This window comes from Rhizobiales bacterium NRL2, assembly GCA_001664005.1.
GTDB lineage: Bacteria > Pseudomonadota > Alphaproteobacteria > Minwuiales > Minwuiaceae > Minwuia.
Genome location: CP016093.1, coordinates 1175075 through 1196683 on the forward strand (window position 1 = coordinate 1175075; position 21609 = coordinate 1196683).

Consider the following 21609-nt stretch of genomic DNA (forward strand, 5'->3'; position numbering starts at 1 on the left):
CTGGGCTGAGACAACTGGGGTTGGCCGTGGCTGCCGCCATGGCCCTCATGATCGCCGGCAGCGCCGCCCAGGCCGCGCCGGAGAACGTCGGACCGGAAGAGTGCAAGGATTGCCACTCGCCCGAATATGCCGTGTGGGAAAAGACCCCGCACGCCGAATCCTACAAGGACATCCACAAACGCGACCTGGCGGACAAGGTCACCGATGCGCTTGGCGAGCGTTCGATGAAGCGCTCCGACACCTGCGGGCAGTGCCACTACACCGAGGCGCCGAATCGCCCGGGCGGCCGCGTGGGCAACAATTTCGGCGTTTCCTGTGAGAGCTGCCACGGCCCGGGGTCGGAATACATCAACATCCACAATGTCTACGGGCCGAAGGGCACGAAGAAGGAAGACGAGACCCCGCTGCACAAGGCCGAGCGCTTCTCCAAGTCGCGCGAGGCGGGCATGCGGCTGCCGCGCTGGCGCGAGGACGTGCCGGACATGCCGACCGACGTGAACTATGACGTGGCGGCGAACTGCTTCAACTGCCACGGCATGGCGCGCGAGACCCTGGAAGGCGATACGGCGGGCAAGATGCTGGACGCCGGCCATCCGCTGAACCCGGACTTCGAACTGGTCAAGTACAGCCAGGGCACGATTCGCCACCGCTTCTACCAGAGCCAGAGCGAGAACATGGAAATGACGCCGGCCGAGCTGTCGCGCTGGTTCGTCACCGGTCAGGCGGCCTCGCTGGTGCAGGCGGCGAACGCCATGCAGAAGACCCAGCACGCCAAGTACATCGCCGCGCAGGAGGCCCGGGCCGAGAAGGCGCGGGCGGCCCTGGGGGCGCTGGATCTGGCGGAAGCCAAGGCCCTGCTGGCCCAGCCCACCGAGGCGAACGCCAAGGCGCTGGTCGGCAAGATCTATGGCGACAAGATGGACCTTTCCGGCCAGGTCGGGTCCATGATTCCGCCGAAGAGCGAGTACAAGTGAGGGGTATGCTCTTGCGATAGAAGGCTGATCGCCACATCGACCGCCGCCGGGGGGCTTGCCTTCCGGCGGCGGTTCGGCGATTCTTACCGGGGGATCGGTTCGGTGGCGTCCGGGAGGCGTCGCGACTGAGAGGGGCAAGGCAAACATGGTAACAGCCGTCGAAACGATGGCCCGGCCGCAACGGTGGGCCACGCCATTCGGACCGGACATGACGGAAGCCGTCGTCGACGAGCTGATGACGTTTCCGATCTTCCGCGACATCGACGAAGATCGGTTTCCGGGCAATACGCCGCTCCGCGGCATCCTGCTCAACGACACCCGCGTGACGACCTATCAGCCCGGCGAGATCGTGGTCCGCGAAGGCGACTACGGCAATTCCGCCTTCCTGATCCTGGACGGCCATCTCCGGGTGGTGCTCAACCCCAACCTGCCGCAGAACATGCTGGGCCGCCTGAGCGTCAAGAAGAAGGGCTTCTTCGAGGCGCTGGGACAGCTCTGGACGAACAACTGGCGGCCCGAGGTCCGGGATCCCGAACGCTATCAGAACACGCAGGCCGCCAGCGCCTCCGGCGCCATGGCCGGCGTCTACCTGCAGGACATCCCGGCCATCCTGGACGAACACCAGACCGCGCAGCTCGGCCCGGAGATGATCTTCGGCGAGCTGGCCGCGCTGGGCCGCGTGCCGCGCACCGCCTCGATCTTCGCCGAGACGGAAGCGCGCGTGCTGGAAATCCGCTGGCAGGGCCTGCGGGAACTCCGCCGCTTCGACACCACGTGGAAGGAAAAGATCGACCTCGCCTACCGCCGAAACGCGCTGCACAACGCGTTGAAGGAAGCGCCGATGTTCCGCCACCTCACCGGCGAGCAGCTCAAGGCGGTCGAGGATGCGACGCTGTTCGAGACCCATGGCGCTTTCGACTGGCACACCAGCTACAAGCGGATGCTGGCCCAGGGACGCGAGATGGAGCACGGCACGCCGATCGCGCGCGAAGGCGACTATCCCGACGGCATCCTCATGGTCCGCGCCGGCTTCGCGCGGGTTTCCGCCCGCATCGGCAATGGCGAGCGGACGCTGACCTATCTCGGCGCCGGCGATGTCTACGGTCTGGAGGAGCTCTACCGGGCCTGGAAGGACAAGGACGACAGCATCGTCCTGGAGACTTCGCTCACGGCGCTCGGCTATCTCGACATCCTGCGCATTCCGCGGCAGGTGCTCGAGGAATTCGTCTTCAAGGAAATGGACCCGCCGCAGACCAAGCTGCGGCATCTGGCCGGCAACGAGATCAGCGCCGACGCGCTCAAGGAATGGGCCGTTGGCCGGCGCTTCATCAACGGCACGCGGGCAATGCTGATCGACCTCAACCGCTGCACCCGCTGCGACGATTGCGTGCGCGCCTGCGCCGCCACCCACGGCGGCAATCCGCGCTTCATCCGCCACGGGGCCACCTTCGACCACTGGATGGTGGCCAACGCCTGCATGCACTGCGCCGACCCGGTGTGCATGATCGGCTGTCCGACGGGCGCCATCCACCGCTCGATCTCCGACGGTTCGGTGGTGGTCAACGACGACACCTGCATTGGCTGCGGCACCTGCGCGGCGTCCTGTCCCTATGACAACATCCGCCTGGTCCAGGTCGCCAATCAGCGCGGCGAGCCGCTGGTCGACGGCGAGCACAAGCCGATCATGAAGGCGACCAAGTGCGATTTCTGCTCCAGCAACCCCGGCGGACCGGCGTGCCAGCGGGCCTGTCCGCACGACGCGCTGCGCCGGGTTGATTTCCGGGGACCGGATCCGTTCAGGGGGGGCTACCAATGAGGTCGGTGCATCGCGCAACGGTCCTGTTCTGGCTGGTCGCCGTCGCGGCCTTCGTCTTCCTGATCTGGAATTCGTGGAAGACCTGGCTGGCAAATGGCGAGCCGGCGATCGTCACCGGCTACACCCTGGCCGGCCTGATGGTCTTCCTGTTCATCTTCAACTGGCGCAAGAAGCTGTCGATGGTGCCGCTCGGGCGGTCCGCCTACTGGACGATGGCTCACGCCGTGTTCGGGACGCTGACCATCGCCGTGTTCTTCGTTCACACCGGCTCGTTCTGGCCGAACGGCGTCTACGAACAGGTCCTCGCGGTCTTCTTCTATCTGGCCAGCCTGTCGGGGATCCTGGGCTACTGGATGCAGCGGGTCATCCCGCGTCGCCTGACGGAGAACGGCCTGGAGGTGATCTGGGAGCGCATCCCCTACGAGGTCGCCGAGATCCGCAACCGGGCCGAAGCGATCGTCGTCGAATCAGCGGAGAAGACGGCCTCCGATACCCTGCCGCGGTTCTACGCCGAAACCCTGTCGTGGTACTTCCGGCGGCCGCGCTACCTGGTCAGCCATTTTTTCGGTTTCCAGTCCGGCCGCGCCTTCATCCGCCGCGAAACCGCCGCCATCTCGCGCTATCTCGATGAGACCGAGCGCGGCTATCTGGGCGAGCTCGAAGAGCTGGCTCACATCAAGAACCGGCTTGATTTCGCCTGGGCCGTCAACGGCGCGGCAAAGATCTGGCTTCTCTTCCACGTGCCCATGGCCGCCGGCGTGCTCGTATTGATGGTCTGGCACATCATTCTGGTTCACGTGTACCTGCTATGATCACGGACTCCGATCGCTACAGCTACCAGAAGAGCACGTATGAGCGGCCGACATTTCCCTATGTCTGCGGCCGTGCGTGCAGCTTCGGACAGCCCTGTCCGAACGGGCCGAACTTCGACGGTTCATGCGGGGGCACGACGGAATGCACGCCGTTCCGCAACGGCGACCGCTGGGAGTGCCGGCGGTCGCCGTCCGCGGGCGGTCCCTGCGCCGACGGACCGCTGCCCGACGGCACATGCTGCATGCAGCATCCGCCCTGCACGCCCCAGCCGTCCCTGCGCCGGCGGCGTTTCCGGATCTCGACCCTGGTGGCGATCCTGGTGGTCGCCGCGATCTTCGCGGTGCTGCGGTTCGAGCCTTCCGCGTTCCAGGGCGACCAGGCCAATCTGTCCTCGCTGATGCCGGGCCCCTTGTCGCGGGCGCATTCGAACTTCGCGCTGGAGGAAACGGGCTGCACCTCCTGCCATGAAGCGCACGGCAAGGGCGTGATGGCCTGGGCTGAGGCCTTCGTGACCCATCAGACCGTCGGCGAGAGCTGCACCGACTGCCACGCGTTCGGCGGGCCGGCCACCACCGCCCACAACGCGGTCTTCGACGGCGGGGGCGGTTTCGCGACCGATTCGCCGAGCGCGGAGACGCGCACCGACTGCGTGATGTGCCACACCGAGCACAAGGGCAAGGACGCGAACATCGCGCCGATGAAGGACGCCCAGTGCAACAGCTGTCACCAGAGCACCGTCAGTTCCTTCTCCCGGGATCATCCGGCTTTCGCCGCCGGTTTTCCGCATGACCGCCGCGGCGCCATCCAGTTCAATCACGTCAATCACTTCAGCCAGCATTTTCCGAAGGAACTGGCCGAGGACAAGCAGCCGACCTGCGTGACCTGCCACGATGTTCAGCGTGCCGGGCTCGACGTGCCGCCGGGCAGCTTCGAGCAGAACTGCGCCAGCTGCCATCTGGAGGGCATCACCGACCGTTCGCTGCGTCTGATCACCCTGCCGTATCTCGAGGAAGACCCGTTCGACATGGATCAGGTGGCGGAGGTCTGCGGGCCGACGCCGGATCAGGTCGCGTTCCTGAGGGCGCGCGCCGAGGGCGGCGACCCGGACGAAGTCGAATTCGACGAGTTCTTCTACGAGGACTGGGGCGACTATCTCTCGCCGCCCATGGCGCTGATGCTGGGCGCGCCGCCGGACGACAACTACGAGTACCACGAGCCCGTCGGCGAGTTCTTCATGGCGCTGGCCGAATCGGGCCTCGAACCGATGGTCGAGCGGCTGGAGGCGGTGCCGGGCGACGCCCGTCCGGAACGTCTGCTGGCCGGCCTCGATGGCGAGCTCCTGCGCCGCGCGGCCTGCGCCTGGATGCAGAAGAGGGAGTACGAGGCGCCGAGTGAACTGACCGGCGGTGGTTGGCAGTCCGAAGGGGTGTCGGTCAGCTACCGCCCGACGGGCCACGCCGATCCGATCGCCCGGGCCTGGTTCGATTTCGCCGTGAACGCGCCGCGGGCAGCCGAAGCGGCGGGCGCTGACGAGATTGTGATCGAGCAGGCGGAACTGCTCCAGACCACACTTCTGGGCGATACTGGCCTGGGCAACTGCGCCAAGTGCCACGCTGTGACTGAGGTCACCGACAAATCAGGCGAAGGTGGAGAAGATGCGACTAAGCTGATGGTCGAATGGGGTTATCAACCAGTGGAAGATCGTCCCTACGTGCAATACGACCACGGCCCCCATGTCAATCTGCTCGGTCCGGGAACGCTATGCGCCACATGTCACAAGTTGAATCCCGAAGCGAACTACGCCGCGTCGTTCAAGCATTTCGATGCGACGGACTTCGCACCCGGATTCAAGCCGATCGGCAAGGAGACTTGCACCCAGTGTCATACCGAGGCAAAAGTCAGACAGGACTGTCAGCTTTGCCACGAATACCATCTGGAGCCGGGTTTCATTCGGACGATGGGCTTTCAGCAGACAGCACAAGAACCCGAACGGCCCGGCCAGGACGGAGGTTGAGGATGATGAACGCATCAGGACGACGGACGGAATTCCGCGCCCTGGTCGCACGCTTCGGCGGGCTGGCCATGGCAGCGCTTCTGGCCTTCGGGGTCTCCAGCGCGCAGGCGCAGAGCGACACCGAGGCGCAGAAGATTGGCGACGAGGCGCATACGGAACTGTTCAGCGAGGACATGTTCCCCAGCGCGTCCAAATGCGCCGCTTGTCATGAGGAGATCTACAGGGAGTGGTCGTCTTCGAACCACGCCTACGCGTCGATCTCGCCCATGTTCCACAAGTTCGAGCAGGCGATCACGAACCTGACTCAGGGCACGATCGGCACCTTCTGCGTGCGCTGCCATCAGAGCGTCGGCACGACGCTGGGCGAATCGCGCGCCGCGCCGCTGTGGGAGCGGAGCCAGGTGGCGCGCGAGGGCATCACCTGCATCACCTGCCACCGCGTCAACAACACCTATTACAAGGTGAACGGCGAGCGGCGGATTGAGCCCGGCCGCATCTATGCGCCGGTCTACACCAACTCCGACGGCGAGACGCTCAAGAAGGTCATCAAGGACAAGAGCTTCTACCGCGTCGCCACCTCCGACGAGGAGCGCGGCAACCAGATCCACACCGAGGTGGTCAAGTTCGAGCAGATCTCGAAGTCCGAGTTCTGCGCCAGCTGCCACCAGGTGGCCGTGAACCTGGGCATCAAGCTGGAGGTGGTCTGGGACCAGTACCGCGACAGCCCGGCGCTGCGTGAGGGCATCACCTGTCAGGAATGCCACATGGGCAAGGTTCCGGGCAAAGCCGAAGGCTATGCCACGGGCCCCGCCGCCGTGGTGAACGGCGAGGAGATCAATCCGGACCGCCGCCGCAGCAATCACGCCTTCTACGGTCCGGGCTACCCGATCGCCCATCCGGGCATCTTCCCGCACAATCCGGTCGCCGAGAACTGGACCATCGAGGAATGGCTGCAGTTCGACTGGCGCGCCGGCTGGGGCACCGAGGAGTTCGAGGACAAGATCTACAACGGCGAGATCGAGGTCGATTTCCCCGAGGTCTGGTCGTCCGAGGACGATCGTTTCGAAGCCCGCTACATCATCGAGGAAAACCTCGAAGGGCTGGAATACAAGAAGGAGCTGCGCCGGGCGGTGATGGAGAACGGCAGCCATCTCGACGGCCCGTTCTTCGACGGCACCCCGCGTGCCGGTCAGGACTTCGAGTTCGCCTACAAGGTCACCAACACGAACTCGGGTCACAACCTGCCTTCGGGCAGCCTGGGCGCCCAGCCGGAGATCTGGCTGAACGTCGCGCTGACCGATCCGGACGGCAACCGCATCTGGGAATCGGGTTATGTGGACAGTGCCGGCGACATGGCCGACCTTCATTCGGAGGACGTCCAGCAGGGCAAGATCGAGCATGACCGCCAGCTGTTCAATCTTCAGACCAAGTTCCTGACGACCAATCTGAAGGGAACGGATCGGGAGATGTTCCTGCCGGTCAACTTCGACGTCGATCAGCGGCCGTTCCTGCGGCAGCCGAACATCCCGACGACGGTGTTGAACCATCCCGCCTTCGTGCGGATGGAAGCCCGCTCGATCCCGCCGCTGTCGTCCCGCGACGCCGAGTATTCGGTGCCGGGCGAACTGCTCACCAAGCCGGGCACCTACAAGCTCTCGGCCAGGATGCGCAGCCGCGCGGAACCCATCTACTTCATGCGCTTCGTCGGCGCGACGAAGGAGATGGAGCAGTCGATGAACCAGTGGATGCTGGACATGCATCCCTACACTGTGGAGATCGAGGTCCAGTAGCCGATAAAACCGGCCGGCCGCCGCCGACAACGCGGCGGCCGGTCAGGACCTTGTTTCGATTTAGGGCCGGAGGGTGGGCCCGAGGGGGTTGGGAAGATGAATCGAGTGCGTCTTGGCAGGAAACTCGTCGCCGGCGCGACCGCCGCCGCGGCGATACTGGTTTACGCCGCCGGCGGATCGTGGGCGGCGGAAGACTACAATCCGGAAATGTCCGCGGGCGCCAAGCGCGTGCCGCTGGAGGAGGGGGCCTTCAAGGCCGATCCGAACTACGAGGACACCGAATACGACATCGAAGCGCAGCTGGCGATCTACGGCGGCAAGTCTGAGGTCGAGGCGCCGAGGCCGCTCTTCGAACTCGGTCAGCCCCAGTACGTCTCCGGCCAGCTCGACGAGCCGAGCTACGTCTTCGGCAAGCTCAATCCGACGCAGTTCGCCGTCCAGGCCTTCGGTGATATCCGGACCGCCATCGCCTTCAATGACAACGGCAATGCGGAAGTCGGCCAGATTGCCACGCGTCTGAACCTCGACATCGATTTCAAGATCACCTCGACGGAGCGGATTCACACGTTCCTGCGCCCGCTCGACAACGGCGGTCAGTTCACCCGCTGCGAGTTCTTTGGCGGCAACAGCGCCGACAAGTGCGACCTGCAGACGGACCTGAATCTGGAGACCCTGTTCTTCGAGGGCGACGCGGGCGCCATCGCGGCGGGCTTCACGGGCCGCTACTATGACGGCGACTATCCGTTCTCCTTCGGCCTGGTGCCGCTGTTCTACCAGAACGGCATCTGGATGGACGACCAGATCCTGGGCATCGCCTATGCGATCCCGGCGCTGAACTCGCCGGAGCTCGACATCTCCAACATGGACATCTCGTTCTTCGCGGGCTTCGACGACGTCGAGAACAACGGCATCGTCAACGGCGCGGGCGTGCGCAACGAGCACAATTCCAACGTCTACGGCACCAACATCTTCATCGAGGCGCTGGAAGGTTATTTCGAAGGCGGTCTGGGCTTCATCGACGTCGACGACGACAAGCTGGGCGATCAGGACCTGCTCAGCATCGGCCTGTCATGGTCGACCCGCTATGAGAACATCCTGTCCTACTCGGTCCGGGGCTATTACAGCCACCAGAACCGCGATGACGGTCAGCCGACGCTCGGTCAGGGCGCGGCCCTGCTGTTCGAAACCAGCTGGATGACGAGCAAGCCCTATACCCTGATCCCCTACGCCAACTTCTTCGTCGGCTTCAAACGGCCGCAGGCGCTGGCCAATGCAGAAGGCCTGCTGATCAACACCGGCATCAACTTCGAGACCGACGGCCTGACCGGTTTCCCGTTCCTCGACGACACCGCGGCCGGCACCTACGGCGGCGCCATCGGCGTGCAGTATCTGTTCAATCTGGACCAGCAACTCGTGCTCGAGGCGGCGACCGTCCAGGAGCACGCCGACAACACGAACATCAACGGCGACCAGTACGCGCTCGGCGTGCGCTGGCAGCTCCCGGTCACGAAGGCATGGATTCTGCGGGCCGACGCGATGTACGGTATCCGCCAGAATGACGATGACGTCAGCGGCATCCGCTTCGAGGTGCGCCGCAAGTTCTGACGGTCCGACAAGGCGGGGCCCATGGGCCCCGCCGGTCCGGGCGGGGGGATCCGCCGCCGTCTTACAGGGAGGGATAGGGCAGGATGGAACTGGGAGCCGTGAACTACGTCGCGATAGCCGTGCTGGCCCTGCTAGGCCTGTACGTCATGTCCCTGATCTACAACAACTTCCGTGCCGCCGGCGTCACCGACCGGGGCATCCAGGCCGAGATCGCCTATCTGCGCGAGCGGGTGGACCGCATCAAGGCGGCGCGTGAATTCGACAAGCAGAAGAACGAGCTGTCCTGGAACGGCGTGCGCAAGTTCCGCGTCGAGCGCAAGAACCCGGAGAACAAGGACATCTGTTCCTTCTACCTCCGCCCGCACGACGAACGGCCGCTGCCGCCCTTCGAACCCGGACAGTATCTGACCTTCAAGCTCAACCTGCCGTCGGGCAAGAAGGTGACGACCCGCTGCTACTCGCTCTCCGACAGCCCGAGGAGCGAGTACTACCGGGTGTCGATCAAGCGTAACCCGCCGCCCAAGGATCCGGCCAAGGCCGATGTGGGCAAGTCGTCGTCCAACTACTTCCACGACCTCGTCAACGAGGGTGACATCCTCGACGTCCAGGCGCCCAACGGCGACTTCTTCCTCGACATGCACCGCCAGACCCCGGTCGTGCTGATCGGCGGCGGCATCGGGATCACGCCGGTGCTTTCGATGCTGAACGCGATCGTGGAATCGGGTTCGAAGCGGGAGACCTGGTTCTTCCTCGGCGTCCGCAACAGTGTGGAGCATGTCTTCCGCGAGCATCTGGAGCGGCTGGACCGGGAGAACGAGAACGTCCATGTGCGTATCGTCTACTCCAAGCCCGATGACAACGACGAGCAGGGCAAGGACTACCACCTGGAGGGCCGGGTCGGCGCTGACCTGTTCCGTGAGGTTCTGCCGTCCAACAACTACGACTACTACTTCTGCGGCCCGCCGCCGATGATGGAGAGCCTGTTCCACGGGCTGCGCGAATGGGACGTGCCGGAATCGCGCATCCACTTCGAGGCCTTCGGTCCCGCAACGGTGAAGTCGAAGAAGACCGCGGACACCGAGGACGGGGCCGCCGCGCCGGTGTCCGGCTCCGGCTTCAAGCTCAAGTTCACCCGTTCCGAGAAGGAACTGGTGTGGGACGGGTCGGCCGACACCATCCTGGAGTTCGCCGAGGCCAATGACATCGACATGGATTCGGGCTGCCGCGCCGGCGCCTGCGGCACCTGCATCACTGCGGTGCTGGCCGGCGAGGTGAACTACGCCACCGAACCGAGCGCCGATGTCGACAAGGGCTCCTGCCTGACCTGCATCTCGGTGCCGAAGACGGACATGGAACTGGACGCCTGATTGGCGCCACATTTCCGCGTCATTGAGCGCGCCGGTCCTCGGGGCCGGCGCGTTTTTCATTGAGACATGGCGGATCGTTGAGCGACGAACTGGAGATCTTGCTGGCGGAAATCCGGGCCTGCCGGAAATGCGCCGACCTGCCGGCCGGGCCGCGGCCGGTGCTGCGCGCGGCGCCGTGCGCGCGCATCCTGCTCGCCGGTCAGGCGCCGGGCATACGGGTGCACGAAACCGGCATCCCCTGGAACGATCCTTCGGGGGACCGGCTGCGGCAATGGCTCGGCGTCGAACGTGACGTCTTCTACGATCCGGCGCGCATTGCCATCGTGCCCATGGGCTTCTGCTATCCCGGCACCGGGCGGTCCGGGGATCTGCCGCCCCGGCCCGAATGTCGGACCACCTGGCATTCGCGGCTGGTGCCGATGCTGGGCGAGGTGGAGCTGACCATCTGCATCGGCCAGTACGCGCAGGCCTGGTACCTGGGTGACCGACGCTGCGCGACGCTGACCGAAACCGTCGGTGCGTGGCGGGATTACGCGCCCGGGCTCCTGCCTCTGCCGCACCCGTCCGGGCGCAACAATGGCTGGCTGAAACGCAATCCATGGTTCGAGGACGATGTACTGCCCCATCTTCGGGCGCGTGTCGCCGCATTGCTTCAGTGAACGGCGCCCGACGGCCCCCGCCCGGGTTCGCGCCGGTCCTCGGCCAGCACCGGACCGGCCTGGTGGAGCACCATGCGCCAGGCCTCGCCATCCCATTCGAAGGCGTTGGTCGCGGCCAGGCGGTTGTTGCCGATGGCTTCGGTGCAGGTGACCAGTCCGGCCTGTCCCAGCGGCACGGCGCGCGCGTCCGCGGTTCTGACCGGCGGGGGGTTCTCCAGGATCGCGAACCAGCTCGCCAGTACCGGGCTGCGCCCCGTGAGCCGTTCATGGCCCGGGTGGATGCAGACCAGGTCGTCGTGGTCGGCCCACAATTCGGTCATGGCCTGCAGGTCGCCATCGGCGAAGGCGCGGTAGAACGCGGCGTTCGCCTCGATCAGGCCTTTGCCCCTAATATCGTCCCATGACATCGACAACAGACCTCGAGAACTCAAGCCGGCGGCGCGGGCTTCACCGCGTCCTGCGGTTCCTTGCGATAGTCCCGGTCCTCGGCCTGCTTGTCCAGATCGGCGCTTGCGGTCCGACCTATCAGACGGCCGGGCCGCCGCGGACGGAGGCGGCGCTGACCGGAGACGCCCTGATCATGGCCGACGGCTATAGTCTGCCGGTCCGCGTTCACCGCGCCTTGGGCCCGGAGCCTCTTGCGGTGGTGGTCGCGTTGCACGGCTTCAATGACTACAGCCACGCCTGGGCGGAATCGGCCGGACGCTGGTCCACCAACGGCCTGACGGTCTACGCCTATGATCAGCGGGGCTTCGGGCAGGCCGACCGGCCGGGTATCTGGCCGGGCGTCGACACGTTGACGGGGGATCTGCGCCAGGTCATCGGCGTGGTCAGGGAGCGTCATCCCGGCAAGCCGCTCTACCTCGTCGGCGAGAGCATGGGCGGCGCGGTGATCATGGCGCTGCTCGGCCGGCCCGATCCGCCCGCGGTGGACGGCGCCGTCCTGGCGGCGCCTGCCGTCTGGAGCCGCAAGACCATGGCGAACTGGATGGCGAGCGGTCTCGAGATTCTGCGTACGGTCATACCGGGCGTGGTGCTGACCGGGGAGGGCATCCGCAAGCAGGCGTCCGACAACATCGAGATGCTGATCGGGCTGGGCCGGGATCCGCTGGTGATCAAGGGCGCACGGGTCGACGCCATTTCCGGCCTCGTCGACCTGATGGACGCGGCCTACGAGGCCGCGCCGAAGATCGAGACGCCCCTTCTGGTGCTGTACGGCGAACGCGACGAGATCGTGCCCCAGGCCTCGGTGGAGAAAACGCTGGACCGCATGACCGTGGAACCCGATCTCGCCTTCTACCCCAATGGCTGGCACCTGCTGTTCCGCGACCTGAACGGACCCATCGTGCAGCACGACGTCTGGCACTGGATCGTGCGCGGCGGGCCGCGTCTGCCCAGCGGCGCCGATCGGCGCGCCGAGACCCGGCTGGCCCGCAGCGAACAGTGATTCACGCCCGGGCGTCCAGCACCCCCTGGAGGATATAGGCCGCGGCGTGTGCGTCGATCACCTCGGCGCGCCGGCGGCGCGATACGTCCTGGCCGATCAGGCTGCGTTCGACGGCCTGAGTCGACATGCGCTCGTCGTGCAGGATCATGGGCAGGTCCAGCGCCGTCTCCAGGTTCCGCTGGAAGGCGCGGACGGACTGCGCCCTGGGGCCGGCCGTCCCGTCCATGTTGAGCGGCAGCCCGATCACAAGCCCGGCGATGTCGTACTCGGCGATCAACGCCTGCAGCGCCGCCAGGTCGGCCGTGAACTTCGTCCGCCGGATCACGGTCAGCGGCGTCGCCACCTGATGTCCGGGATCGGCGACGGCGACGCCGATCGTCTTCGTCCCCGGGTCGAGCCCCAGCAGCCGCCGGCCGGCGCAGGCCGCCTTCAGCCGGGCGGCGCTCTCCAGCAACAAGCCTATGCCGGGCTCCGTTCGGCCAGCTCGTTGCGCCCGCAGACGTCGCGGCCGCGCATCAGGTAGAGGGGGCGGGTGGCGAAATCGACTGCGCCTCCGGTGCGTTCCGCGATCTCGGCCCCCAGTTCCCGGTCGAAATGCGAGGTCGTCGGCATGAAGCGCAGCACGTAGCCGGCCCGCCGCTGCGGTGAGCGGTTCGGGCGGGAGCCGTGCACCATGTAGATGTCGTGAAGCGAGATCTGCCCCGGCGCCAGCACGATGTCGACCGCGTCGGCCTCGCTGTACTCGTCGGCCTCCAGCTGCTGGTTGAGCGTCAGGTGGCCGCCGTCATTGGTCCTGTGGCGGCGCAGCCTGCGGTCCCGGTGGCTGCCGGGAAGGACCCGGAGACAGCCGTTCTCGGGCGTCGCGGCGTCCAGCGCGATCCAGACGGAGCAGGTTGCGAGCGGCCGGATCGGCCAGTACTCCCCGTCCTGGTGCCAGGGCGTTTCCTTGCCCGAATGGGCCGGCTTGCCGAAGACCGTGGTGCCCCAGAGCAGGAAGTCGCCGCCGATCACCTGTTCCACCATGTCCAGGATGCCGGGCGTGGCGGCGTGCTCCAGCCACACGCGGTCCCCCTTCAGCCCCTGCGTGCCGTGGTCCGGCTCGTGGGGGCAGAACATCGCGTCGGGGCTGACATGGGGGTTGGCCTCGATCAGACGGTCCAGGTCCCGGCGCATGCCCGCCAGGGCCGCCTCGGGCACCCGGTAGTTCGCCGGCACGACATAGCCCCGGTCCCGGTAGTGCCCGACCTCCGCCTCGGTCAGCACGCCCGGCCTCAGAACCAGGCGCGCTTGTTGGCGACGTAGCGCTCGTGAAACTCCTCGTCCGACTTCACGAGATAGATGATCCCCTCGATGAAGGCGATGATGCTGATGATGATGCTGGGAATGCCGAGCGCGATCCAGCCCAGCAGGAACACCGCCAGCATGATGATCCCCGCGGTCGAATAACCGAGATAGAATTTATGAATGCCCAGCGCGCCGATGAAGATCGCCAGCAGGCCCGCGGCCACCTTGCTCTTGCCGTCGGCCGGCAGCGTCGCCTTCTGGACGTAGATGTCGCGGGCGTCGCTCCCCTCGGTCTGGAAATCCACGCGGTCGCCGGGCCGCGGCGGCCGGTCGGCGCGGACGTCCATGCCGCGGAACTGGTAGCGATTGCCGTCCTCGGCCGAGATCAGGCCGTGATCGGCGTCGATGTCGTACTCCAGAATTTCACCCTTCATGGCACCCTCCGTGCTGACCCGCCTGCGGAAAGGTACCCCCGGGCGGGCGGAATTGGAAACTCGAACGGCGCCGCACCATCATAGGGGAGACATGTTTTCAGGGGAGGAGTTGCGGAAATGAAAGCCGCCTTGTTGCAGCAGCCCGGGATCGCCAACCTTTCGGTCGCCGAGATGGATGAGCCGGAACCCGGTCCCGGCGAGGTGAAGGTGCGGCTGAGGGCCAGCAGCCTGAACTACCGAGACCTCGTCACTGTCGAGGGCGGTTATGGCTCGAAGCAGAAGCAGTCGGGCCTGATTCCGTTGTCCGACGGCGCCGGCGAGGTGGCGGCCGTGGGCGAGGGCGTCCGGCGCTATCAGGTCGGGGACCGGGTCACGCCGATCTTCTTTCCGAACTGGCAGGGCGGCGAGCCCTCGGCCCACGCCCAGGCGCTGGCGCTGGGCGGTTCGGCCCAGGGCTGCGCTGCGGAGTTCGGCTGTTTTCCCGAACACGGACTGGTGCCGACGCCCGACGGGCTGTCCGACGCCGAGGCCGCGAGCACGGTGTGCGCCGGTCTGACGGCCTGGCACGCCGTCGTCGAGAAGGGCGGTATCCGTCCCGGCGACTGGGTCCTGACGCAGGGCACGGGCGGCGTTTCCATCTTCGCGCTGCAGTTCGCCAGGGCAATGGGCGCGCGGGTGATCGCCACCACATCCTCGGACGTCAAGGCAGCCCGCCTGAAGGAACTCGGCGCCGACCACGTGCTCAATTATCTCGACATCACCGACTGGGGGAAGGCGGCGAAGAGCCTGACCGGCGGCGCGGGCATCGACCTGGTGGTCGAGGTCGGCGGCGCAGGCACGCTGACCCAGTCGCTCAAGTCCATCCGCATCGGCGGCGCCATCGCCATGATCGGCATCCTGGCCGGCCAGAGCGACCAGGTGAACATGGGCTATGTGCTGATGACCAACAGCCGCATCCAGGGCATCACCGTCGGCAGCCGGGAGATGCATCTGCGCATGTACCGCGCCATGGAGGCGCACGCCATCCGGCCGGTGATCTCCGACAATTTCGCGCTCGCCGACATCCGCGAGGCCCTGGCGCACCAGAAGGACGGCCGCCACTTCGGCAAGATCGCCATCGATATCTGAAGCGTACCATCGTCGACAGTGCCGCATGACTTCGGCGGTGCGCCGCGTTATGTTCCGCTCATCAAGTCACTGCCGGGACCGCGGGCCCGACCATTGCGGGGAGAAACGCCATGAATGAAGCAGTCATCGTCTCGACGGCGCGCACGCCGATCGGCAAGGCCTATCGTGGGGCCTTCAACAACACCGGGGGCGCCGAAATGGGCGGCCATGTGGTCAAGCACGCGGTCGAGCGCGCCGGAATCGACGGCGCCGAGGTCGAGGATGTGCTGATGGGCTGCGCCAATCCCGAAGGCGCCACGGGCGGCAACATCGCCCGCCAGATCGCGCTGCGCGCCGGCCTGCCGGTCAGCGTTCCGGGGGCGACGGTGAACCGCTTCTGCTCCTCGGGCCTGCAGACCATCGCCATGGCCTCCCAGCGGATCATCGCCGACGAGGCCGACGTGCTGGTCGCCGGCGGCCTGGAATCGGTCAGCCTGGTGCAGAACGAGCATGCCAACCGCTACCGCTCCAAGGACGAGTGGCTGGAGAAGACCCATCCGGGCATCTACTATTCGATGATCCAGACCGCGGAAGTTGTCGCCAAGCGCTACAACCTCTCCCGCGAGTACCAGGACGAGTACGGCCTGCAGTCGCAGATGCGCACCGCCGCCGCCCAGCAGGCCGGCAAGTTCGACGACGAGATCGTGCCGATGAAGACCACCAAGGTCGTGGTCGACAAGCAGACCGGCGAGACGTCCGAGCAGGAGGTCACGCTGGAGAAGGACGAGGGCAACCGCCCCGACACCAACCTGGAAGGCCTGTCCAGCCTGGCGCCGGTGATGGGCGAGGACGCCTTCATCACCGCGGGCAACGCCTCGCAGCTTTCCGACGGCGCTTCCGCCGCCGTGGTGATGAACGCCAAGGTCGCCGAGAAGCGCGGCCTGCAGCCGCTGGGCTATTTCCGGGGTTTCGCGGTCGCCGGCCTGGAGCCCGACGAGATGGGCATCGGCCCGATCTACGCCGTGCCGAAGCTGCTGGAGCGCACCGGTCTGAAGATGGACGACATCGACCTCTGGGAGCTGAACGAAGCCTTTGCGGTGCAGGTGCTCTACAGCCGCGACAAGCTGGGCATTCCGAACGAGATCCTGAACGTCAATGGCGGCGCCATCTCGATCGGCCATCCCTTCGGCATGTCCGGCGCCCGCATGGTCGGGCACGCCCTGATCGAGGGCAAGCGCCGGGGTTCGAAGTACGTGGTCTGCACCATGTGCATCGGCGGCGGCCAGGGCGCGGCGGGCCTGTTCGAGGTCGCCTGACCCTTCGTCGAATGCACGAAGCCAAGGGGGCTGCCGGGTGACCGGCGGCCCCCGCTTCGTTTCCGCGACTTCCCCAGCGTCAATTGCCCGGCCGCCGGCCGGCTGCTACGGTTCCGGAAAATCCGGGCGGAACGCCATGCGTATAGTTGATCTGCGGAGCGGCCGGCCGCCCGAATTTCTTCGGGAGGGCGGCGAGATGGGGGCGCTGATGCGCGCCCATGACTGGGCTTCGACTCCTGTGGGGCCGCCGGATTCGTGGCCACAGAGTCTCCGGGTCGCCGTGCGGCTTCTGCTCACCTCTTCCCATCCGATGTTCATCTGGTGGGGGCCGGATCTGATCCAGTTCTACAACGACGCCTATCGGCGGTATCTGGGCCCCGAGAAGCATCCGGCCGCTCTCGGCGCGCCGGGGCGCGAAACCTGGGCGGAGATCTGGGACGTTATCGGGCTGCAGATCGAGCATGTCCTGTCCGGCGGCGGCGCGACCTGGCACGAGAACCACCATGTGCCGATCACCCGCCATGGCCGGCGCGAGGACGTGTGGTGGACCTATGGCTACAGTCCGATCGACGACGAGACCGCGTCCGCTGGCGTCGGCGGCGTGCTCGTCGTCTGCCATGAGACCACGGAGCAGGTCCTGGCTGCACGGCGTCACGCCTATCTGCTGGAACTGAGCGACTGCCTGCGCACCCTTCATGCGCCCCGGGATATCATGTCGGCGGCCAACCGCCTGCTCGGCGAGCATCTGGGCGTCGGACGTGTCGCCTTCGCCGAGGTCGACCTGGCCGAGCGGTCAGCGGTGGTCGCCTGCGACTGGTGCGCCGGCGGGTTGGACAGCTATGCCGGCCGGCATCCGCTGAAGGCGCTGGCGCCCGCGCATCGGGCCATCCTCGAAGCCGGCGAACCGCTGGTGGTCACCGATGTCGAGAATGATCCGCTCGCGGTCGATCCGGCCGGCCGCGCCCGCCTTCTCCGGCGGTCCGTCCGCGCGCTCATCAACGTGCCGGTCCGGCGGCGTGGGGAACTGGTTGCCATTCTGGCAGTGCACGCCCCCGACGTTCGCCAATGGTCCGACTGGGACGTTCGCATGGCCGAGGAAACCGCCGGCCGGGTCTGGACCATGGTCGAACGGGCGCGGGTCAGCGAGGAACTGGCCCGCAGCAACAAGATGCTGAGGATGGCGCTGGATGCAGGTGAGATGGGCGTCTGGCGCATCGACTTCGGACGCCGGCGCACCGAGGTAGACGACCGCCTGCGCGCGCTGCTCGGTCTTGATCCCGGCAAGGACGATTATCCGTTCGAAGAGGTCGAGGCGCGCATTCACCCGGCGGATCTGCCGCGCCTGCGCGACGAGCTGGCGGCGATCGGGCCGACGGGCATCCAGCACACGGAGTTCCGGGTGCGCGATGCCGAAGGCGTCGAGCGCTGGCTGTTCGGCGCAGGCAAGCCGCTGGACGCCGCCAACCCCGACCATCATGAAGTCATCGGCGTGAACTTCGACATGACCGACCGCGTGAACGCGGCCGCGGCGCTGCGGGAAAGCCGCACCCGGCTTCGCCTGGCGCAGGAGGTGTCCGGTGTTGGCACCTTCCAGTGGAACGTTCGAACCGATGTCAATGAGTGGAGCCCGGAAATCGAACGCCTGCACGGCCTGGAGCCGGGCACATTTGGTGGCACCTACGAGGATTGGGCCCGGCTGGTGCATCCCGACGATCTGCCGGGTGCAGAGGCGGAGATCGGGAAGGCCTTCGAAACCGGCCGGCTGGAGGCGGAATGGCGTGTCCGCCGCCCCGACGGGGAGACCGTCTGGCTATTGGCGCGGGCGGTGGTGGAGAGGGATGAAGCGGGCGAGCCGCTCCGGCTCATCGGCGCGAATTTCGACATCACCGCCCGGGTCCAGGCGGAATCGCATCAGCGGATGCTGATGGCCGAACTCGACCATCGGGTAAAGTACGTCCTCTCCGTCGTGCAGTCCATCGCGCGTCAGAGCCTGTGGGAGGTCGAACCCGACGCGGTGGAGCGGCTGGGCGGCCGGCTGTCGGCGCTGGCGCGGTCGCATTCGCTGCTCGCGGATTCGCGCTGGGAAGGGGCCGGCCTGCATTCGACGGTCGAGCAGACCATGGCGCCCTACCGGCGCGAGCAAGGCGCGCATATCGATGTCCGGGGCGAGGACCTGCGTATCAGCCCGAAGGCGGCGCAGAGTCTGTCGCTGGCGTTGCACGAACTGGTGACCAACGCCGCCAAGTACGGCGCCCTGTCCGTCGAGACCGGCAATCTGGAAATCGCCTGGGGCGTGCGGGACGTGGACGGAGCGGGCGTGCTGGAACTTGACTGGCGCGAGACCGGGGGACCGGCCGTCACGGCCACTCCGGAAAGGACCGGGTTCGGCTCCAGCCTGATCCACATGATGCTCGCGGATGAACTCGGGGGTGCGCTCTATCTCGACTACCGGCGAACCGGCCTGGTGATGTCGGCGCGGTTGCCGCTGCAGAAACTGATGGATGGCGCCCCGCGTCTCGCCCGGCCGCCGCAGAATGAACGCTCGCTGGATGGGGCCGGGGTCCGGCCGCCGCCCAGCGGCGCGCTGCGCGGAAAGCGTATCCTGGTCTGCGACGACGAACGGCTGGTCGCCGAGGATGTTGCCGACACGCTTCGTTCGGCCGGGGTCACGGTCATCGGGCCGCTCACCAGTCTGCAGGAAGCGCAGCGCTGGGTCGAAGCCGACCGCTTCGACGCCGCCGTCCTCGACATCAATCTGGACGGCGAGCTGGTATGGCCGGTGGCGAAGACGCTCCGTGACCGAGGCATCCCCTTCCTTCTGGCCAGCGGCTATTCGGACACCCTGGCGACGCCGGAGGAACTGGCCGATGCGCCGCGGATCGACAAGCCGCTTTCCGGTCCCCGGCTGCTCGCCCGGCTCGCCCTGATTCTGGACGGCGGCTGAAGCCCTAGGTCACTTCGGTCCCCCGTCCGGTTCTGTGCGTCGTCAGCGGTCGACGATCATCTGGAAGCCGCCGAAGATCATGCGCTTGCCGTCGAAGGGCATTTCCATCTGGCCGGCAATACGCGCATCTTCCATGACCTTCTTCATGCCCGCGTCCCGCACTTCCCGGGAGGGCCAGAGGATCCAGGAGAAGACGACGGTTTCGTCCAGCCCCCGTGGCCCGCCATTTCTTCGTGTGCATGCCGGTCCGGCATTGCTATTCGCCGATCAGATGCAGCGCGACCCTGCGGCTGTGCGGCCGGGTGCGGTGTTCGAACAGATGGATGCCCTGCCACGTGCCGAGCTGCAGCCGCCCGGCCGCCAGCGGCACGGAGAGGCTGGTCGCGGTCAGCGCGCCGCGGATGTGGGCGGGCATGTCGTCCGGCCCCTCCGCCGTATGGCGATAGAGTGCGGGATCGTCGGCGATCAGCCGGCTGAAGAAATCCTCCAGATCCCGCAGGACGTCCGGGTCGGCGTTCTCCTGGATCAGCAGCGATGCCGAGGTGTGGCGCACATGCAGGGTCAGCAGCCCGTCCGTCAGTCCGGTTCCTCGCCGCCAGCCGTCGACCTCGCGGGTGATGTCGAGCAGTCCCCGGCCGCGCGTCCCGAATTCCAGTTCGCCCAGATGCTGTCTCACCGCGCCGCCTCTTCTGCCGCCGCCCGCTGTCCTTTCTAGGCTCCGCCGCGCTGCGCGCAACCGCCTGTCGACGCGCGCGCCATGCACCGGCATCGGAGGGGGTGTCGGATTGCGCGCAATTGGCATAGGATCGCCCTTTGCCGTCCCGGGGAGTTTGGGGCGGCGTTCATACAGGCTCATTCCTGGGGAGGATCACAATGAGTAACCTGAAAGGCCGCGTCATCGCGGCTCTGGCGGCGGGCGCCTTCGTCGTCTCCACGGCGGCTACTGCCGAAACCCTGAAACTGGCGACCGGCTTCCCGCCGGGCAGCGTCGCCGCCGAGTCGGCCGAACTGCTGGCCAAGAAGACCGAGGAATTCACCAACGGCGATCTCAAGGTGAAGGTCTTTCCGCTGTCGCTGCTGAACCTGAAGGAAACCCCGCCGGGCCTGCGCGACGGCATCGCCGATCTGGGCTATGTCCTGCCGCCGTATTATCCGGCCGAATACGCCAACACCAATCTGGCCGCCGATCTCAACATGGTGTCCACCCTGGCCGACGACCAGTCCGGCGCACCGGCGGCCGTCGCCGGCGCCATGAGCGAGTACGTCTTCTTCGAATGCCCGGACTGCCAGAAGGAATGGCGTCAGCAGAACCAGGTCTATCTGGGCACCGGCGCCAGCGGCATCTACGTCCTGCACTGCAATACCCCGGTCGTGACGCTGGAGCAGGCGCAGGGCAAGAAGTACCGCTCGGGCGGCGCGAACTTCGGCCGCTGGGCCGAGGCCGTGGGCGGCATCAAGGTCTCCATGCCGGGCAACGACATCTATTCGGCGATGGAGCAGGGCGTGCTCGATTGCGGCATGTTCTCGACCGCCGAGCTGTCGAACCTGCAGCTCTTCGACGTGACCAGCCACATTACCATGCGGGTGCCCGGTGGCCTGTTCGCTGGCGTGGCGCTGAACAACGCCAACCGCGATGCGTGGCAGGATCTGTCCGAGTCGGGCCGCCGCGCCCTGCTCGACGCTTCCGCCTATTCGACGGCCTACTTCACCTATGAGTACGTGCAGCGCGGCTATCGGAACGTGGAGAAGGGCAAGGGCATGGGCATCGAGGTCCACGAGCCCTCGCCGGAACTGCTGGAGACGAGCCGCGAGTTCGCGCGCAACGATGTCGCCACGATCGTCGAGACCTTCAAGAACGACTACGGCGTGGACAACGCCGAAGCGAAGGTCGCGAAGTTCCGCGAACTGCTGGCGAAGTGGGAAAAGCTCACTGCCGGCAAGGGCGATGATCTCGAGGCGCTGACCAGGCTCTATGCCGACGAGATCTACAGCAAGGTCGATGCCTCGACCTACGGCATGGACTGACCGTCCGCACCGAT

Annotated in this window: 18 protein-coding genes and 1 pseudogene; 13 read left to right on the plus strand and 6 right to left on the minus strand. The window is 66.5% G+C overall.

The genetic code is table 11. The features are described 5' to 3' along the window. Positions 1–38 precede the first annotated feature (38 nt). The 8 genes from TEF_05400 (at position 39) to TEF_05435 (ending at position 11038) form a co-directional block, all read left to right on the plus strand. Complete coding sequence (locus TEF_05400) at positions 39–974, plus strand: hypothetical protein (protein ID ANK80291.1); 936 nt, start codon at positions 39–41, stop codon at positions 972–974. A 145-nt stretch (positions 975–1119) separates the two neighbouring features. Then, the gene (locus TEF_05405) at positions 1120–2790 is read left to right on the plus strand and encodes a hypothetical protein (GenBank protein ANK80292.1); all 1671 of its coding nucleotides are present in this window, start codon (positions 1120–1122) and stop codon (positions 2788–2790) included. After that, positions 2787–3602, plus strand: coding sequence for a hypothetical protein (locus TEF_05410; GenBank protein ANK80293.1), 816 nt, complete (start codon positions 2787–2789; stop codon positions 3600–3602). The genes TEF_05405 and TEF_05410 overlap by 4 nt, the downstream gene beginning before the upstream one ends. Further along, on the plus strand, positions 3599–5617 hold the full coding sequence (locus TEF_05415) for a hypothetical protein (GenBank protein ANK80294.1): 2019 nt from the start codon (positions 3599–3601) through the stop codon (positions 5615–5617). Before TEF_05410 ends, TEF_05415 begins: the two co-directional genes overlap by 4 nt. A 2-nt stretch (positions 5618–5619) precedes the next feature. Continuing rightward, a complete protein-coding gene (locus TEF_05420; GenBank protein ID ANK80295.1) occupies positions 5620–7407 on the plus strand; it encodes a cytochrome C in 1788 nt (595 codons plus the stop codon). Positions 7408–7512: 105 nt separating this feature from the next. Beyond that, positions 7513–9012, plus strand: coding sequence for a hypothetical protein (locus TEF_05425; GenBank protein ID ANK80296.1), 1500 nt, complete (start codon positions 7513–7515; stop codon positions 9010–9012). Between the two features lie 83 nt (positions 9013–9095). Then, positions 9096–10379: a hypothetical protein gene (locus TEF_05430; protein ANK80297.1), complete on the plus strand. Its 1284-nt coding sequence runs from the start codon at positions 9096–9098 to the stop codon at positions 10377–10379. Between the two features lie 77 nt (positions 10380–10456). After that, positions 10457–11038, plus strand: a complete 582-nt coding sequence (locus TEF_05435; GenBank protein ID ANK80298.1) for a hypothetical protein — start codon at positions 10457–10459, stop codon at positions 11036–11038. Here the strand turns inward: TEF_05435 and TEF_05440 are convergent. Then, positions 11032–11445 (minus strand): hypothetical protein, encoded by a 414-nt coding sequence (locus TEF_05440; protein ID ANK80299.1) that lies wholly within the window; start codon positions 11443–11445, stop codon positions 11032–11034. The genes TEF_05435 and TEF_05440 overlap by 7 nt on opposite strands. Before the next feature lie 50 nt (positions 11446–11495). Here TEF_05440 and TEF_05445 point away from each other — a divergent pair, with 50 nt between their 5' ends. Continuing rightward, the gene (locus tag TEF_05445; protein ANK83293.1) at positions 11496–12485 is read left to right on the plus strand and encodes a hypothetical protein; all 990 of its coding nucleotides are present in this window, start codon (positions 11496–11498) and stop codon (positions 12483–12485) included. Position 12486: 1 nt separating this feature from the next. On the opposite strand, the gene TEF_05450 is transcribed toward TEF_05445, so the two are convergent. Genes TEF_05450 through TEF_05460 form a run of 3 tightly spaced genes read right to left on the minus strand, consistent with a single transcriptional unit; the run spans position 12487 to position 14203 of the window. After that, a complete protein-coding gene (locus TEF_05450) occupies positions 12487–12942 on the minus strand; it encodes a Holliday junction DNA helicase RuvA (GenBank protein ANK80300.1) in 456 nt (151 codons plus the stop codon). Between the two features lie 2 nt (positions 12943–12944). Continuing rightward, the gene (locus TEF_05455; GenBank protein ANK80301.1) at positions 12945–13748 is read right to left on the minus strand and encodes a hypothetical protein; all 804 of its coding nucleotides are present in this window, start codon (positions 13746–13748) and stop codon (positions 12945–12947) included. Between the two features lie 8 nt (positions 13749–13756). Further along, the gene (locus tag TEF_05460) at positions 13757–14203 is read right to left on the minus strand and encodes a hypothetical protein (GenBank protein ANK80302.1); all 447 of its coding nucleotides are present in this window, start codon (positions 14201–14203) and stop codon (positions 13757–13759) included. 117 nt (positions 14204–14320) lie between these two features. Here TEF_05460 and TEF_05465 point away from each other — a divergent pair, with 117 nt between their 5' ends. The 3 genes from TEF_05465 (at position 14321) to TEF_05475 (ending at position 19570) form a co-directional block, all read left to right on the plus strand. Beyond that, positions 14321–15331, plus strand: coding sequence for an NADPH:quinone oxidoreductase (locus TEF_05465; GenBank protein ANK80303.1), 1011 nt, complete (start codon positions 14321–14323; stop codon positions 15329–15331). Positions 15332–15441: 110 nt separating this feature from the next. Next, positions 15442–16626: an acetyl-CoA acetyltransferase gene (locus tag TEF_05470; GenBank protein ANK80304.1), complete on the plus strand. Its 1185-nt coding sequence runs from the start codon at positions 15442–15444 to the stop codon at positions 16624–16626. A 310-nt stretch (positions 16627–16936) separates the two neighbouring features. Continuing rightward, on the plus strand, positions 16937–19570 hold the full coding sequence (locus tag TEF_05475) for a hypothetical protein (protein ANK80305.1): 2634 nt from the start codon (positions 16937–16939) through the stop codon (positions 19568–19570). A gap of 42 nt (positions 19571–19612) precedes the next feature. On the opposite strand, the pseudogene TEF_05480 reads toward TEF_05475, so the two are convergent. Next, positions 19613–19777, minus strand: a pseudogene (locus TEF_05480) (RNA signal recognition particle). Positions 19778–19826: 49 nt separating this feature from the next. Beyond that, positions 19827–20246, minus strand: coding sequence for a hypothetical protein (locus TEF_05485; protein ID ANK80306.1), 420 nt, complete (start codon positions 20244–20246; stop codon positions 19827–19829). 197 nt (positions 20247–20443) lie between these two features. Between TEF_05485 and TEF_05490 the strand changes: the two genes are divergently transcribed. After that, positions 20444–21595 carry a hypothetical protein gene (locus TEF_05490; GenBank protein ANK80307.1) on the plus strand — a complete coding sequence of 384 codons (1152 nt, stop codon included), beginning with the start codon at positions 20444–20446 and terminating at the stop codon, positions 21593–21595. The last annotated feature ends 14 nt before the right edge of the window (positions 21596–21609 follow it).